Genomic DNA, 15,524 nt, shown 5'->3' on the forward strand with positions numbered 1-15,524 from the left:
GACATCATGCCGTTCACGCTGAAACTGATCTCGCTTACCCTGTTGGTGCTTGCAGCCTTCGCGCAGCCAGTCCTCGCCGAAACGCCCGAGCGCCCCGCACCGGCAGGCGGCGTGCTGTCGCTGCTGCCGGCACCGCAGACGACCAGCCATTCAATCACCATTGCCGGGCGCAAGCTGGACTATCAGGCTAAGGCCGGCACGCTGTCGCTGCTGTCCGGCAAGGGCGAGGTCACCGCGGAAATCTTCTATGTCGCCTATACGCTGCCGCCACTGGCGGGCGCGGAGAAGGCTCGCCCCATCACCTTCGTCTTCAATGGCGGCCCGGGCGCGGCATCCGCCTATCTGCATCTCGGCGCACTCGGCCCGCGTGTCGTCGCGACCGGCGCCGATGGCCAATTCCTGCCGCCGCCGCAAAAGCTGATCGACAATCCCGACAGCTGGCTCGACATGACCGACCTCGTCTTCGTCGATCCGGTCGGCACCGGCTACAGCCGCGAGGCCCCCGGCCAGGACACAAAAGATTTTTGGGGCGTCAGCCAGGACGCCAGTTCGATCGGCGCTTTCATCCGGCTCTATCTCGCCCAGAACGGCCGCACCGGATCGCCGCTCTTCCTCGCCGGCGAAAGCTATGGCGGGTTCCGAGCGGCACTTCTCGCCAGGACCCTGCAGGAAGATGTCGGCCTGAGCCCCAACGGCATCGTGCTGATCTCGCCTGCACTGGAGTTCACGCTGGTGCTGCCCGACGAATTCCAGCCGCTGCATTGGGCGCTGGAACTGCCCTCGATGGCGGCGGTGCGCCTGCGCAGCGAAGGCCTCAGCGGCGAAGCACTGCGCGAAAAGGTCGCCGAGGTCGAAAAGTATGCGCTGGGCGACTACCTCACGGCTCTGACCGGCGGGCTGGAACAGGGCGGGCGGCTGGCCAGCCAGCGCGTGGCCGAGATCACCGGCCTGCCGCTCGACCTCGTGCAACGCAATTTCGCCCGCATCCCGACCGCCCTGTTCGCGCGCGAATTCCAGCGCCCCAGTGGAAAAGTGCTCAGCCCGTATGACGGCACCATCGCCACGAGCGACATCGCCCCGGAGAGCGCCCGCAGCGCCGGCCCGGATCCGGTGCTCGACCGCAGCGTGCCGGCGCTGACCTCGGCCTTTGTCGGTTATGCGCGCGACGAGCTGAATTTTCGCACCGATGTCAGCTACAGGTTGCTCAATGGCGATGTGACCCACGCCTGGGACTATGGCGGCTCGCGGCAAGGCTATGCCGGGGTGATGGACGATCTGCAGCGGGCGCGCTCGCTCAACCCGGGGCTTGGCGTGGTGATCGTCAACGGTGACACCGATCTGGTCACGCCCTATCTGGCCTCACGCTATCTGGTGAGCCAAATCCCGACGCTGGGCGCGGCAAAACCCATCCGTCTCGACGTCATCGAGGGCGGCCACATGATGTATCTCAGGCCGGGCGGCCGGCGCGCCCTGAAGGAGGCCGCTTCGGAGCTCTACCAGGCAACACAGTGAACGGCGTGCCCACGCTGTCGGCCAGGCTGCGCCAACGCAAGCTTGCCACTGGCGTAGCGCCCCGCAGGCTTTCGCCCGTGTAGCCTGCAATGGGAGCCTGATTGGGGCAGGCTTCTTCTTCGTCCTCTTGACAGCGCCGGACACGCCGCATGGCCGATATTGCCATTCTGGAAACCCGCGAAAGGGTGCTTGCCGGCATCCTGTTCACCGGCTGCGCCTATTTCCTGTTTTCGACGCAGGACGCCGCGATCAAGCTTCTGGTCGTCGGCATCAGCGTCTGGCAGATCATGTTCTTCCGCTCGATCGCTGTGCTTATCGGCTGTGCTGCAATCGGCGGACCGCCCATCTTTGCCGACACAATGCGCTCGCCCATCGTGCGGCCGATGCTGGTGCGCAGCGCCTTCACGCTCGGCGCCTGGCTCTGCTACTACAACGCGGCCCGCTCCCTGCAGCTGGCCGAACTCACCACCATCTATTACGCCGCCCCGATCATCGTCACCGTGCTGTCGGTGGTGATGCTTGGCGAAAAGGTGCCTCTGTTGCGCTGGCTGGCGGTGTTCATCGGCTTCGTCGGCGTCTTCATCGCCTGTGATCCCACTCGTCTCGGCTTGTCCGTGCCGATGCTCTTGGTACTGGCTGCGGCAGTGCTGTGGGGCATTGCCGTGGTGCTGTTGCGCAAGACGGCGCTGGCCGAGCGCACGCTGATCCAGCTTGTGCTCAACAATTTCTACTTCCTGGTGTTTTCCACGGTGCCGGCGCTGTTGGTCTGGCAGATGCCGGACTGGCGCCAGTTGCTGCTTTTGATCAGCGTCGGCGCGCTCGGCGGCGTGGCGCAATTTATGCTGTTCGAAGGCATGAAGCGGGCGCCGGTGTCGATCGTGGCGCCGTTCGAATACACCTCATTGGTCTGGGCCTTCGGGCTCGGCTTTGCGATCTGGGGCGACGTGCCGCGTCGCGAGGTGTTTCTGGGGGCGGCGTTGATCGTCGGCGCCGGCCTGCTGATCATCGGCAACGAGCATTTCCGCAAGCGGCTATGAGTACCCCGTGCTGACAGCATGGTGGCAGGAGAAGACGGATAGGCTGCTGAGATGACGGAAGCGCTCGACGGCCCAGGCACCACAGATACCGCTGCCGAGCGTACGCTCGGCATCATGCTGGTGGCGGCCTCGGCGGCTTTCTTCGCCCTCACCGGCGTGCTGACCAAATCGATCCACGCCGACCCGCTGACCATCACCTGCTGGCGCGGCTTTGTCGGCGCGATCCTGATCACCTTCTATGTGCTGTGGCGCCGGCGCCGCTCCGGCGGGCGGGAAAGCTTGCGGCTTGGCTGGCGCGGCTGGCTGCTGGCCCTTGAGGGCGCCGCGGCCAGCATCGCCTTCATCTCGGCGTTCAAATTCACCTATGTCGCCAATGTCGCGGTCATCTACGCCACCGCGCCTTTCATCACCGCGCTGCTCGCCTTCGTGCTGGTGCGCGAGCCGTTCCGGGCGCAGACGCTTGCCGCCGCCGCCGTTTCGCTGTGCGGCGTGGCGATGATGGTCGGCTCCGGCTTCGGCAGCGGTCATCTGTTTGGCGATGGGCTCGCGCTGCTGATGACCGCCGGCAGCGCGCTCTACATGATCATGGTGCGCGCCTTCCGCGACACGCCGGTGGTGTGGGCGGGCGCAGTCTCAGCGCTTCTGCTGTTCGTGCTCGGCTGGTTCGTCACCGACCCCCTGGCGATTTCTGCTCGCGACGCCGTGCTGCTCGTCGCCTTCGGAGGATCGTTCGCAGCGGCGTCGATCCTGTGGACGGAAGGCTCGCGGCTGATCCCTGCGCCTGAGTCCGGCCTTCTCGGTGCCGCCGAAGTGCCGTTTGCGATCCTGTTCGCCTTCCTGTTCCTCGGCGAGATCGCGCCGGCCGCCAGCCTGATCGGCGGCGCCATAGTACTGTGCGCGGTTTTCGCCCATGCGGTGCGCGACTGGCTGGCCGCGAGAAAAAGTGCGGCAACCCAATAATTATTTTCCAAGTCATGGAACCATCATGCGGATCAGGCAGTTTTATGTGCGACGGGTCACCCCCCAAGTCCCCCCAAACCCCTCGACCCGTCTTCCTCAAAGCCGACCGTAAAGGTCGGCTTTTTCTTTGGACATCAGCCGGCAAAGCCGGGCAAGGCGAGGTTGTCGCTGAGCAGGATGGCAAGATCGCGCGCCGGCCGCTCGGCGCCCTGGCCGAGTTTTATCGCGAATTGCGCTGTCGGCACCGGCGGCAGGGCGAATTCGCGCGGTGCTTCGGCAATGCCTGAATGGGCAAAGCGGGCGGTGCGCAAGGTCAGCGCGATGCCGGCATTGACCGCCGTGCGCAAGCCGGCAAGGCTGGCGCTGCCAGCGGCAATGCGGTAGCGGCGGCCGGCAGCATCGAGGGCCGCGAGTGCTGCTTCGCGAAAGCCGCAATAGGGGTCGAGCAGCGCCAGCGGCAATTCCTCTTCCCGCACGGCAAGCCCTTTTTGCGAGCACAGCCACAGCATCGGCTCACTGAACAGCCCGACTTCATCATTGGCCGGCGTCTTGCGCATGACAACGGCCAGATCGAGCTGCCCGGCCTGCAGCGCCTCGCCAAGCTCGGCCGAACGGCCGACGCGGAGTTCGACCCTGACGCGCGGATGGCTGGTCGCGAAGGCGCGCAGCAGCTCCGGCAGGCCGCTATCGGCGAAATCCTGTGTCGTGCCGATGGCGACGCGGCCGGCGGCACGCGCGCCCTTGAGCGCCAACCAGGCCTCGCTGTGCACGGCAAGAATGCGGCGGGCATGACCGACAAGATCCTCGCCGGCCGGCGTCAGCCCGCGCCCGCGCCCCTGCGCCACCAGCAGCGGTTCGCCGACGATCTCCTCCAGACGCTGCATCTGCGCGGTCACCGCCGAGGGCGAGCGGCCGACAGCAGACGCAGCCTGAGCCAGCGAGCCGCCATCGACAAAGGCAAGGAAGGTTTTGAGCAGATCGGGATCGAGAGCTTGCATACTTCGATAATACAGAACCTTTTGTTCGAAACGATTCGATTTTTTTGATTCAAAGATGATGGCATTGTCTCTCCAACGGCAAACAGACGCCGCTCAAACGAAGGAGAGAAAATATGCCCATCATCAACATCAGCGTCACCGGCAAGCCCGACGCCAAGCTGTCCGCCACAATCGCCAAGGAAATCACCGGCCTGACCGCAGCCCATCTGCGCAAGGACCCGACGATCACCGCCGTCGCCGTCACCTATGTCGACCCGCAGCATTGGTTCGCCGGCGGCAAATCGCTGGCGGAGCATGGCGCCGATACGTTCTGGCTCGACATCAAGGTGGTCGACGGCACCAACACCAAGCTGGAGCTGGAAGCCTATCTGAAGGCGATCTTTGAGGCCTTCGGTAAGTTGCTGGGTGGTGTGCACGAGGAAAGCTATGCCTTCGTGCATGAAGTCCCGGCCGCTGCTTACGGTTATGGCGGCAAGTCGCAGGAGTTCCGGTTCATCAGTGGGCGGCTGAAGGCCACGGCCTGATTGCTACCCAGCGGGCGGATGAAGCCTGTATCAAGCGCGAAATCCTCCCGGAGATGCAAGCTATAAAGGCCTGCCGCCCGGTTGGGATCGAACACCAGGTTCCAGCTGTGCTGGGATACGGCGCTGGGGATCAGAAAGAACGGATGCTTTGCCAGCAGACCATTGCCGAACTGCTGCTGTCCCGCGCCGGGGATGCCGGGACGCAGCCAGTTCGCGTTCGGAATATCGTCGGTTTGGACCACATAAATCACTGATGGATCGACGATGTCGAATGCCGTCAGCACGTGAGGGACAGCATCCAGCGTGCGAAACCCCTTGTGGACCGCCACCTCCAAGATGGCGGTCGATGGGTCGATGGACGCATATACGGCTCTGATCCCTTTGCTGTTCCACCTTCCCCCAAGCTTGAAGGCTCCTTCGCCACTGTCCCAGCTCGCCTTGAAGCGTCTGTGATCAAGCCTCCAGCCCAACAACTGCCCTGTTCCGAGGGAGCCCGGCAAAGGCGTCACGCGTAAACACCATAGTCGAGCCGCCCAAGAAACTCCTGCACAAGCGCAGTGCCCGCCGCCGTGGCCAGCAGATCGATCGGCCGGCGATTGTCCAAACCCATGGCAGGCTCGATCATCCATTTTTCCGCGTCTTCCTGAGTCCCGAGCACGGACGTGGCCTTTGTCAGGGCCTTGGCGAAGTTCCAGATTCTGGAACCTTGCTCCCGACTGAGGGTCTTGGAGTGATCCGATTTGTGCCGCTGAAATGTCCGCTCGCTCATGCCGAATGCGGTCTCAAACGCATCGGCGGGATCAATGATGATCAGATGCCTGACGAGGCTTTCGAGCGCCTGGCCCGGAATTCCATGCAGGATCATTTCATGTGCCTCAAGAGGACTGGCTACCGAGAATCCAAGAACCTTCCGTCCACCAAACAGGTCGACCATCCGTTCGAACTCCGGCTCCATATGCGGTGCCTCGGCAGAACCCATCGGGGAACTGGCCATATTACCTCTCCGTCACGTGTCGCTTTATTTACGACACGTGTCGCAACACTTCAAGGCCTGCGTTTGGGTAATTGCCTGGTGAGGTCAGGTGGAACACCGCTCCCTCGCACCCGCGCATTGACCTTGCTCCCCATTGCGCTACCCTCTGCTCTCGAAGCGGACGAAGAGCCGCATACCGGACCGTTGGGAGAGACGCGGCATGATCCTGACACTGGCGCTGCTTGCAGGCCTCGTGCTGGCCTGGCTGCTGATTGGCGCGATCGAGACGTTTCGTCTCGACCTGCGCTTTACCCAGGCGCTACTCTATGGTCCGTTCAAGCTCGCCTACCGGATCGATGACCGGCGCATCCGCATTGCCCGCAACGCGCCGACGCCGGTGATCTATGTGGTCTCGCACCAGTCACGCTTCGAGCCGGCGCTGATGCTGTCGCTGCTGCCCGACGACACGCTGCACATTCTCGACGAGGCCTCGGCGCGCTCGCCCTGGATGGAGCCTTGGCGCGAGCTTGGCCGCACCATCGCCTTCAACGCCGAGCATCTCTTCGTCAGCCGGCGGCTGGTCAGGGTGCTGAAGGGTAAAGGCCGGCTTGCCGTCTATCTGCCCGGTGACGTCGAGCCCGATGTGAAGACGTTCCGCCTGTTCCGCGCCGTCACCCGCATCGCCATGCAGGCCGACGCCCGCATCGTGCCGATCTTCGTCACCGGCGCGCGCGACCTGCCGGTTTCCTTGACGCCAAAGAACCGGGCGCCGCGCCACTGGTTCCCAAAACTCTCGATCAGCGTGCTGGAACCAATGACGATTGCCGAACTGGTGGCGCGCAACCCCGACCAGGCTTCCAACACAAATGCGTTGTTCGACCGCATCGCCGAGGCGCGGCTTTATGGCAGCAACCTCGATCGCGGCCTGTTCCTGGCCATGCGCGATGCCGCGGATCGCACCGGCGCCTCGCACCCGATCATCGAGGATGTGATCAGCGGCTCGCTCAGCTATCGAAAAATGTTCATCGGCGCGCGCGTGCTCGGCCGCCGTTTCGAGGCGGTGGCGGCGCCCGGCGAAGCGGTCGGGGTTTTGCTGCCCAACGCCAATGGCGTGGTGCTGTCCTTCGTCGGCCTGCTCTCGGCCGGCCGGGTAGCGGCGATGATCAACTACACGGCAGGGCCGGCCAGCGTCACGGCCGCGGTCCGCACCGCAGTCATCCGAACGGTGGTTTCCTCGCGCGCGTTCGTCGAAAAGGCGGCGCTTGCCGACATCATCGCCGCGGTCGAGGCCGGCGGCGCCAAGATGCTGTGGCTGGAGGATGTGCGCGCAAGCGTCACGACGCTGGAAAAGCTCGCAGCAGCGGTGCTCTGGCGGTTCCCGCTGCAGCGGCAGGATGCGGCCAAGCCCGCCGCAATCCTGTTCACCTCAGGCTCGGAAGGCACGCCCAAGGCCGTGGTGCTGTCGCATCGCAATCTCCACGCCAACGCCATGCAGGCTGAGGCGCGCATTACCATTTCGCCGTCCGACATCCTGCTCAACGTGCTGCCGGTTTTTCACTCTTTCGGCCTGACCGGCGGTACCATCCTGCCGCTGGTGACCGGGGTGAAACTGTTCCTCTACCCGTCACCGCTGCACTACAAGATCATCCCGGAGATCGCCCGCAAGGTGAAGCCGACCATCATGTTCGGCACCGACACTTTCCTCGCCAACTATGCCCGCACCGCCAAGGATGGCGATTTCTCCAGCCTGCGCTTCGTCGTCGCCGGCGCGGAAGCGGTGAAGCCGGAGACGCGGCGCGTTTATCGCGAGCGCTTCGATGCCTCGATCATCGAGGGGTTCGGGCTGACGGAGGCCGCTCCCGTCGTCGCCGTCAACACCGCCATCCATGGTCGCGACGGCACGGTCGGACGGCTGTTGCCGGCGATGCGCATGAAGCTCGAACCGGTCGAGGGTATCGAGGGTGCCGGCCGCCTGTGGCTCGACGGGCCGAATTTGATGATGGGCTACATGACCGCTGACCGGCCCGGCGAATTGCAGCCGCTGGACGGCTGGCACGACACCGGCGACATCGTCTCGGTCGACCGCGAAGGCTTCATCACCATTCGCGGCCGGGCAAAACGCTTCGCCAAGATCGCTGGCGAGATGGTGTCGTTGGGCGCCGTCGAGATGCTGGTGCAGTCGCTGTGGCCGGAAGAGCGCCACGCCGCGGTGGCGGTGCCGGACAAGAGGCGGGGCGAGCGCATCGTGCTGGTCACCACCGCCGACGACGCCGATCCGGAAGAACTGCGCGCCTTCGGCAAGAAGGCAGGTGCGGCCGAACTGATGGTGCCCAACGACATCGTCAAGGTCGAGGAGATCCCGGTGCTGGGTTCCGGCAAGACGGATTATGTCTCGACGCGGAACCTGGCGATCGAGAAGCTGGGGCTGGGCCTGGCGGCTTAGCGTATCTCCCTCCTCGAAGGGGAGATGGCCGGCAGGCCAGAGGGGGTCGCCTCGCGTGAAGCGCCGACGTCCTCTTCGCTCAAACGAGGTCGCGTCCGGGGCGTACCGACCCCCCTCTGTCGCCTTCGGCGACATCTCCCCCTCAAGGGGGGAGATAACAACTACCCGATATCCGAAGGCGGCACCTTTTCGCCCTCGCGCTTGGCGCGCTTCGAATACGCCCGCACGCTGAAAGGCAGGAAGATGAGATAGCCTGCGACAGAGGCGGTCAGCGTGTACCAGGGATAGGTCATCAACAGCAGGACGTAGAGAACGACCGCCAGGATGATCGGCAGCACCTTGTCGCCCGGCACTTTCAGGCTTTTGCCGGAATAGACCGGCAGCCGGCTGACCAGCAGGAAAGCGACCAGGACGGTGAAGCCGGTGGCGACGAAGGCCGTCAAGCGGTCGGGCTCGAGACCGAGCCGCAGGAACGACAGATAGAGCGGCAGCATAACCAGCACGGCGCCGGCCGGCGCCGGCACGCCGACGAAGTATTCGCTCTGCCAGATCGGCCGGTCATGGTCTTCGTCGAGCACGTTGAAGCGCGCCAGCCGCAGGCCACAGGCGATGGTGAACAGAAGGGCTGCGATCCAGCCGAATGAGCCGGCGCGGTCGAGCAGGAAGGCGTAGAGCACCAGTGCTGGTGCGACGCCGAAATTGACGATGTCGGCCAGCGAATCCATCTGCGCGCCGAATTTGGATGTCGCCTTCAACATGCGCGCCAGGCGCCCGTCTATGCCGTCCAGGAAGGCGGCGAGCAGCACCATCACCACGGCCGGCTCGAAACGGCCCTCGAAGCCGAAGCGGATGCCGGACAGGCCGGCGCAGATGGCAAGCACGGTGACCAGATTAGGCAGCACCATGCGCATCGGAATTTCGCGGATGCGCGGGCCGCCGCTGCCATGGGCCTCGAACTTTTTGAACGGCGCGCCCACCGCTTACGAAATCCTGACGAGCGGGGTTGCGGCGACGCCGCCGAATTCGGCGAGCACGGTTTCGCCGCCGACCGCCGTCTGGCCGACGGCGACGCGCGGCACCGCGGTCGACGGCAGGAAGACATCGACGCGCGAGCCGAAGCGGATCAGGCCAAAGCGTTCGCCGACGGCAATGGAGCCGCCGGTCTCGGCCCAGCAGACGATGCGGCGCGCCACCAGGCCGGCAATCTGCACGGCGACAACGATGCCGTTGGGACTGTCTATGACCAGCCCGTTGCGCTCGTTCTCCGAGCTTGCCTTGTCGAGTTCGGCATTCAGGAACTTGCCCGGCCGGTGCTCGATTTTGGTGATGCGGCCGCGCACCGGAGCGCGGTTCACATGGCAGGAAAAGACGTTCATGAACACCGAGATGCGGGTCATCTCGGTGTTGCCGAGGCCAAGCTCGCGCGGCGGCACGGCCGGGCCGACCGCCGAGATGACGCCGTCGGCGGGACTGACCACCAGCCTGTCATCGACCGGGGTGACACGCTCGGGGTCACGGAAGAAATAGACGCACCAGGCGGTCAGGATCAGGCCGATCCAGAACAGCACCGAGGAGAAATAGCCGAGGAACAGCGTGCCCGCACCAAAGGCGGCAATGAACGGATAGCCCTCGCGATGGATCGGAACGAAGGCATTCTTGATCGAATCGACGAGGCTCATCGGATGGGGCTCATGGGATGGGGGCGGTCCCTGTTTCAGGTCCGGCCTCAATACCGGAAAGGCTCCGCTGCCGCAACGCAACATTGGGCAAGGCCGCATCGTCCGCAGCCGGCAGGAACGGTGACGTGCTTGCCTGCCGCCGGCTTTGCCGCCAGAATTCGGGCCAACGCCGACTGAACGCGCGGCGAAAAGGCCGACTGCCATGGCGCCAAATTCAGGCAAAACGTATCTTGTTGCCATACGATCGTCAGCCGTGGGTGCCGTTTTGACCGTACTTGTGGCAGCGAGCGACCACGCAGTTGCGCAAGGCAAGCCATCCTTCGACTGCGCCAAGGCCGCCAGCGTGGCGGAAAAGGCCATTTGCGCCGATCCGGTCCTGGCGCAAGCCGATGCCGACGTCGCGAAGAATTATACCGCGCTGCTGAAGAGGCTCGATGCTCATGCCGGCAAGGCGCTGCGGGACGACCAAAGCGATTTCATCGCGTATCGCGACCAGATCGCCGGCTTCAACGAAAGTTCGCCAAAGAACCAACAGACTTTCGATCTCGGCGAATTCCTGCGCGACCGCGCAACCTTCCTGTCCGGCATACGCAAGCCCCCCGATGCAGGTTTGATCGGCACATGGAGCAGCGTGCGCGGCAGCGTCGACATCAAGGCTGTGGGCGGAGGCAAGGTCGAAATCTCGGAAGATGTCGTTTCCAATCCAGTCTCGGGAAGTGGGTCATGCGAGATCGACGGCCCGGTCGAGGAGCGCAACACTCTGCGGCTGGTCGACCGTGCCGTCGACAACGACAACCCAACCGGTTTTGTCTTTACCTTCCGACGCGACGGCGATGCGCTTGTCGTCGAGCAGAGCGGCGCCGGCAAGGATGGCAGATCGGAGCCCCTGTCATGCGGTGCCAACGGCCATGCCGATGGCACGTTCTTCCTGAGCGAAAAACAGTAAACCTGCTGTCGGCAAAACCACCCCTCACCCGTCCTTGGTGAGACGGCGATCATGGTTCCTTGCCATGATTGCGCACCCAACAAGGAGTTACCCCAAAATGCTGAACCAGACGCGTCTCGTTGCCGCCGGCCTCGCGTTCGGGGAGTCGCCGCGCTGGCATGACGGACGGCTGTGGCTCTGCAATTGGGGCACCGGCGAGATCGTCGCCGTCGATGCAGACGGCGACAGCGAGATCCTGCTCAAGATACCAGCCACCCTGCCCTATTCCATCGACTGGCTGCCGGACGGGCGGCTGCTGGTCATCTCGGGGCGTGAAGGGCTGCTGCTGCGGCAGGAGGCGGATGGAACGCTGGCCACCCATGCCGATCTTCGGTCGCTGTCAAACAGCCCGTGGAACGAGATCGTCGTCGACGGGCGCGGCAACATCTATGTCAATGGCGGCGGGTCGGCGCCTGCACCGGGCGAGCATTTCGGGCCCGGCACCATCGTGCTGATCACGCCGGACGGCTCGGTTCGACAAGTGGCCGAGAACATCGCTTTCGCCAACGGCATGGCGGTGACGCCGGACAACAGGACACTGATCGTGGCGGAGTCGCATGCCAACCGGCTGACCGCCTTCGATATCGCGGAGGATGGCGGGCTTTCCAACCGCTGCGTCTGGGCCGATCTCGATGGCTTTCCCGACGGCGTCTGCCTCGATGCCGAAGGAACTGCCTGGTATGCGGATGTTCCCAACAAACGCTGTGTGCGGGTGCGCGAAGGTGGTGAGGTCTTGCAGTCCGTCAATGCCGATCGCGGCTGCTTTGCCTGCATGCTCGGCGGCCTGGATGGCAAGACGCTGTTCATCGTTGCCGCCCAATGGCGTGGTTTCGAGAACATGATCAGCGATGCCCGCACCGGCCAGGTGCTGAGCGTCGAGGCGCCAGCACCTGGCACGGGCTGGCCCTCCTACATCTCAGGCAGACGCTGATAGTTGGCGATATCGGCCTTCACACCCAGCCGGGCAATGGTCTCCTGCGGGCTGAAGCCCGCCCGCTCGTGGGCCGCCTTGACGATCGGCACGACATTGTCGACGGCCGCCTGGTTTTCCCATTCGACAATGGTGACCAGGTTGAACTCACCCGGACCCGAAAATTGCTCGAGCACGAAATCCTGGACGAAGCCTTGCTGCAGACGCAGCAATTCATGAGTCGCCCTGACCTTGAGAAGGATTTCTTCACGGGCCTCGGCAGGAACGACGAATTTGTCGACCCTGAACACGGCTGCCTCGGCAAGTTTATCCATTTGAATCTGTCTCCGTTCTTGAACGACTTGGGTTCGGTGGCTCAGGAACGGGTTTGCGATCTCAACTTAGGTTGAGGTCAAGGGGAAATTTTCGGTGGTGATGATGGCGACGACGCTGCATATCTCCCCCCTTGAGGGGAGATGGCCGGCAGGCCAGAGGGGGTCGGTTCGACTGGATGCGCCCCCCTTGCGACCGATGAAGGTTAGCGCTCCACGCGCGGCGACCCCCTGTCGCCTTCGGCGACATCTCCCCCTCAAGGGGGGAGATCGGCGCTCCGCCGCCTAGCTCACCTCCGAAGTCCGCCTGCGCACAACCACACCCAGCTCATCGCTCTCGCGTGCAACTCGAAGCCTCTCTTCGGCTTCTGTCGCTTCGCGCTGGCGGTCCCACATCGACGCGTAGAGGCCATGTTGGCGCATCAGCTCGGCATGGGTGCCGCGCTCGGCGATCTCGCCGTCCTTGAGCACGATGATCTCGTCGGCGGTGATCACCGTCGACAGGCGGTGGGCAATGACGATGGTGGTGCGGCCCTTGCTGACCAGGTCGAGGGCGGCTTGGATCTCCTGTTCGGTGTGGCTGTCCAGCGCCGAGGTCGCCTCGTCGAGCATCAGGATCGGCGGCGCCTTCAAAATCGTGCGGGCAATCGCCACGCGCTGCTTTTCGCCGCCCGACAGCTTTAGCCCGCGCTCACCGACCATCGAGCGATAACCTTCCGGCAGCCGTTCGATAAACGGGCCGATCTGGGCAAGCTCGGCGGCTTTCTGCATATCCTCTTCGCTGGCACCGATGCGACCGTAACGGATGTTGTAGGCGATGGTGTCGTTGAACAGCACGGTGTCCTGCGGCACCATGCCGATCGCGCCGCGCAGGCTCGCCTGCGTCACATCACGGACATCCTGGCCGTCGATCAGCACCTGACCGCCCTGGACGTCGTAGAAGCGGAACAAGAGCCGCGAAATCGTCGACTTGCCGGCGCCGGACGGTCCGACAATGGCCACCGTCTTGCCGGCCGGTACCTCGAAGGAGACACCTTTCAGGATCTTGCGGTTGGGATCGTAGGCAAAGTGCACGTCGCGGAACTCGACCTTGCCGGCTGTAACGGCGAGTGGCTTGGCATCGGGCTTGTCGGTGATCTCCTGCGGCACATCGAGCAGGTCGAACATTTGCTCGATGTCGGTCAGCCCCTGGCGGATTTCGCGGTAGATGAAGCCGATGAAATTGAGCGGCACCGAAAGCTGCATCAGCATGGCGTTGATGAAGACGAAATCGCCGACCGTCTGCGTGCCGGCCTGCACCTCCAGCGCCGACATGCACATGACGATAACGGTGCCGAGGCCGAAGATGATGCCCTGGCCGAAGTTCAGCCAGCCGAGCGAGGTCCAGATCCTGGTCGCCGCCATCTCATAGCGTGCCATTGAGCGGTCGAAGCGCTCAGCCTCCATACCCTCGTTGTTGAAGTATTTGACCGTCTCGTAGTTGAGCAGCGAGTCGATCGCCTTGGTGTTGGCGTCGGTGTCGCTATCGTTCATGTCGCGGCGGATCGAAATGCGCCAGTCGCTGGCGCGCACCGTGAACCAGACGTAGAGCCACACCGTGGCCGCCACCACGACCACATATTTCCAGCCATAAGTGTAGGCGAAGATACCGGTGGTCAGCGCGAATTCGAGGATGGTCGGCGCCGTGTTCAGCATGATGAAGCGCACGATAGTCTCGATGCCCTTGGTGCCGCGCTCGATGATGCGCGACAGGCCGCCGGTGCGGCGCTCGAGGTGAAAGCGCAGCGACAGCTGGTGCATGTGAACGAAGGTGCGGAACGCGAGCTGGCGCACCGCATATTGGCCAACGCGGGCAAACAGCGCATCGCGCAGCTGGTTGAAGCCGAGTTGCACCAGCCGCACGACATTGTAGGCGACGACCAGCATCACCGGCGCCAGCAGGAAGGATGGCAGCGGCGGCGGCGATTTGGCGTCACCGGCCAGAGAATCGGTCGCCCATTTGAAGAAGTACGGCCCGGCAACCAGTGTCAACTTGGCAACGACCAGAAGCAGCGTTGCCCAAGTGACGCGTGCCCTGAGATCGGCGCGGTCGGCCGGCCACATATAGGGCCACAGATTGCGCAAGGTGCTGAAGGTCGAGCTATCGGAAACGGTTTTTTCTGCCACTTGTCTTGCCTTTTGGGTGAGAAATCAGCGGCCGGAGCAGCAGGAATTGACGAGTGCGGTCAGCGATGCGGAAACGTCGGCGAGCGCGGCGCGGTCGAGCTGATAGCGCGAGCGCTGGCGGTCGGGCTCGAAGCGGACCAAGCCTGCTTCGACCAGGATTTTCAGATGCTGGGAGACCGTCGACTGCGCGAGGTCGAGATGGTCGACAACCTCACGGCAGCAGCAGGAGCGGCTGGCCGACAGATGTCTAAGGATCTCGATGCGCGCTGGGTGCGAGAGTGCGGCGAAGCTCGCGGCAACGGCGCGGCTTTGGGGCGGTGCGCAGTTTGCGTGTTCTGGTTCAGTGAGCGAGTCTGCCATCGTTCATCGGCGATAGACGATGAACGGGTGCGTGGCAAGCTAACCCGATGGGTAGAGCGACCTAATCTCCCCCCTCGAGGGGGAGATGTCGCCGAAGGCGACAGAGGGGGTCGGTACGTCCTGACGCAACGTCGTTTGCAGCAAAGAGAAGGTCGGCGTTCTATGCGCGGCGACCCCCTCTGGCCTGCCGGCCATCTCCCCCTCAAGGGGGGAGATCAAGCGCTCGGCCGCTACTGCGTCTTCACCGGCGCCGTTGTCACCTGCTCGCCCATCGCCTTGAGGTCGGCGGCTTCGCCTTCCTTTGACTTTTCCGGGACCTTGAACACCTGCCCCGGCCAGATGCGGTCGGGATCGCTGATCTGGTCCTGGTTGGCGAGATAGATGGTCGAGAAGCGCACGCCGTGACCGTAGACGCGCCGTGAGATCCGCCACAGCGTGTCGTGCCTGCGGATGATCACCGCGCCGTCGGCATGTTCAAGCTTTGGCGCCACCGTCTCTGGCACATCGGGCGTTGCCGCCGCGACGACGGCTGGAACCTCAGCGGCAGGCGCTGCCGGTGCCGCAGGTGCCCCGGCAACCGCCGGGGCAGCCGGAGCCGGCGCTTCAGCCGCCGGTGCGGCTGGTGCGGGCTTCGCAGGGGCAGCC

The 15,524-nt window shown here is 64.1% G+C and carries 16 protein-coding genes; 7 read left to right on the forward strand and 9 right to left on the reverse strand.

Annotation, left to right across the window (positions count from 1 at the left end; genetic code table 11):
- The first annotated feature begins 6 nt into the window (after positions 1–6).
- The 3 genes from X733_RS147310 (at position 7) to X733_RS147300 (ending at position 3,509) form a co-directional block, all read left to right on the forward strand.
- On the forward strand, positions 7–1,512 hold the full coding sequence (locus X733_RS147310; protein ID WP_023819182.1) for an alpha/beta hydrolase: 1,506 nt from the start codon (positions 7–9) through the stop codon (positions 1,510–1,512).
- A 149-nt stretch (positions 1,513–1,661) separates the two neighbouring features.
- A complete protein-coding gene (locus X733_RS147305) occupies positions 1,662–2,549 on the forward strand; it encodes a DMT family transporter (protein WP_023689123.1) in 888 nt (295 codons plus the stop codon).
- Positions 2,550–2,600: 51 nt separating this feature from the next.
- Positions 2,601–3,509: a DMT family transporter gene (locus tag X733_RS147300; protein ID WP_023819183.1), complete on the forward strand. Its 909-nt coding sequence runs from the start codon at positions 2,601–2,603 to the stop codon at positions 3,507–3,509.
- Between the two features lie 134 nt (positions 3,510–3,643).
- On the opposite strand, the gene X733_RS147295 is transcribed toward X733_RS147300, so the two are convergent.
- A complete protein-coding gene (locus X733_RS147295) occupies positions 3,644–4,507 on the reverse strand; it encodes a LysR substrate-binding domain-containing protein (protein WP_023693978.1) in 864 nt (287 codons plus the stop codon).
- A gap of 113 nt (positions 4,508–4,620) precedes the next feature.
- Between X733_RS147295 and X733_RS147290 the strand changes: the two genes are divergently transcribed.
- The gene (locus X733_RS147290; RefSeq protein WP_023819184.1) at positions 4,621–5,031 is read left to right on the forward strand and encodes a 4-oxalocrotonate tautomerase family protein; all 411 of its coding nucleotides are present in this window, start codon (positions 4,621–4,623) and stop codon (positions 5,029–5,031) included.
- Here X733_RS147290 and X733_RS1000000168305 read toward each other — a convergent pair.
- On the reverse strand, positions 4,971–5,540 hold the full coding sequence (locus tag X733_RS1000000168305; protein WP_081740687.1) for an RES domain-containing protein: 570 nt from the start codon (positions 5,538–5,540) through the stop codon (positions 4,971–4,973). The genes X733_RS147290 and X733_RS1000000168305 overlap by 61 nt on opposite strands.
- A complete protein-coding gene (locus X733_RS147285; RefSeq protein WP_023819185.1) occupies positions 5,537–6,025 on the reverse strand; it encodes an antitoxin Xre/MbcA/ParS toxin-binding domain-containing protein in 489 nt (162 codons plus the stop codon). The genes X733_RS1000000168305 and X733_RS147285 overlap by 4 nt, the downstream gene beginning before the upstream one ends.
- Positions 6,026–6,224: 199 nt before the next feature.
- On the opposite strand from X733_RS147285, the gene X733_RS147280 reads away from it, so the two are divergent.
- Positions 6,225–8,447, forward strand: a complete 2,223-nt coding sequence (locus X733_RS147280) for an AMP-binding protein (RefSeq protein WP_023819186.1) — start codon at positions 6,225–6,227, stop codon at positions 8,445–8,447.
- A gap of 161 nt (positions 8,448–8,608) precedes the next feature.
- Here the strand turns inward: X733_RS147280 and pssA are convergent, their stop codons facing one another.
- Positions 8,609–9,424, reverse strand: coding sequence for a CDP-diacylglycerol--serine O-phosphatidyltransferase (gene pssA, locus X733_RS147275; RefSeq protein WP_023672701.1), 816 nt, complete (start codon positions 9,422–9,424; stop codon positions 8,609–8,611).
- 3 nt (positions 9,425–9,427) lie between these two features.
- Complete coding sequence (locus X733_RS147270) at positions 9,428–10,486, reverse strand: phosphatidylserine decarboxylase (RefSeq protein ID WP_348625867.1); 1,059 nt, start codon at positions 10,484–10,486, stop codon at positions 9,428–9,430.
- On the opposite strand from X733_RS147270, the gene X733_RS147265 reads away from it, so the two are divergent.
- Together X733_RS147265 and X733_RS147260 are read left to right on the forward strand one after the other, a co-directional pair.
- Positions 10,392–11,072 (forward strand): lysozyme inhibitor LprI family protein, encoded by a 681-nt coding sequence (locus X733_RS147265; RefSeq protein ID WP_196813742.1) that lies wholly within the window; start codon positions 10,392–10,394, stop codon positions 11,070–11,072. The genes X733_RS147270 and X733_RS147265 overlap by 95 nt on opposite strands.
- A 97-nt stretch (positions 11,073–11,169) precedes the next feature.
- On the forward strand, positions 11,170–12,042 hold the full coding sequence (locus tag X733_RS147260) for an SMP-30/gluconolactonase/LRE family protein (protein WP_032911245.1): 873 nt from the start codon (positions 11,170–11,172) through the stop codon (positions 12,040–12,042).
- Here X733_RS147260 and X733_RS147255 read toward each other — a convergent pair.
- From X733_RS147255 to X733_RS1000000168310, 4 genes are all read right to left on the reverse strand, one after another.
- Positions 12,021–12,356 carry a hypothetical protein gene (locus X733_RS147255; protein ID WP_023819189.1) on the reverse strand — a complete coding sequence of 112 codons (336 nt, stop codon included), beginning with the start codon at positions 12,354–12,356 and terminating at the stop codon, positions 12,021–12,023. The two genes, X733_RS147260 and X733_RS147255, sit on opposite strands and share 22 nt — an antisense overlap.
- Positions 12,357–12,638: 282 nt before the next feature.
- Positions 12,639–14,519 carry an ABC transporter ATP-binding protein/permease gene (locus X733_RS147250; protein ID WP_023819190.1) on the reverse strand — a complete coding sequence of 627 codons (1,881 nt, stop codon included), beginning with the start codon at positions 14,517–14,519 and terminating at the stop codon, positions 12,639–12,641.
- A gap of 24 nt (positions 14,520–14,543) precedes the next feature.
- Positions 14,544–14,879 (reverse strand): metalloregulator ArsR/SmtB family transcription factor, encoded by a 336-nt coding sequence (locus X733_RS147245; RefSeq protein ID WP_023819191.1) that lies wholly within the window; start codon positions 14,877–14,879, stop codon positions 14,544–14,546.
- A gap of 230 nt (positions 14,880–15,109) precedes the next feature.
- On the reverse strand, positions 15,110–15,524 hold a 415-nt coding region (locus tag X733_RS1000000168310), incomplete at its 5' end, for a LysM peptidoglycan-binding domain-containing protein (RefSeq protein ID WP_155924230.1).

The organism is Mesorhizobium sp. L2C066B000, from assembly GCF_000502335.1.
In the GTDB taxonomy this organism is placed as follows: Bacteria; Pseudomonadota; Alphaproteobacteria; order Rhizobiales; family Rhizobiaceae; genus Mesorhizobium.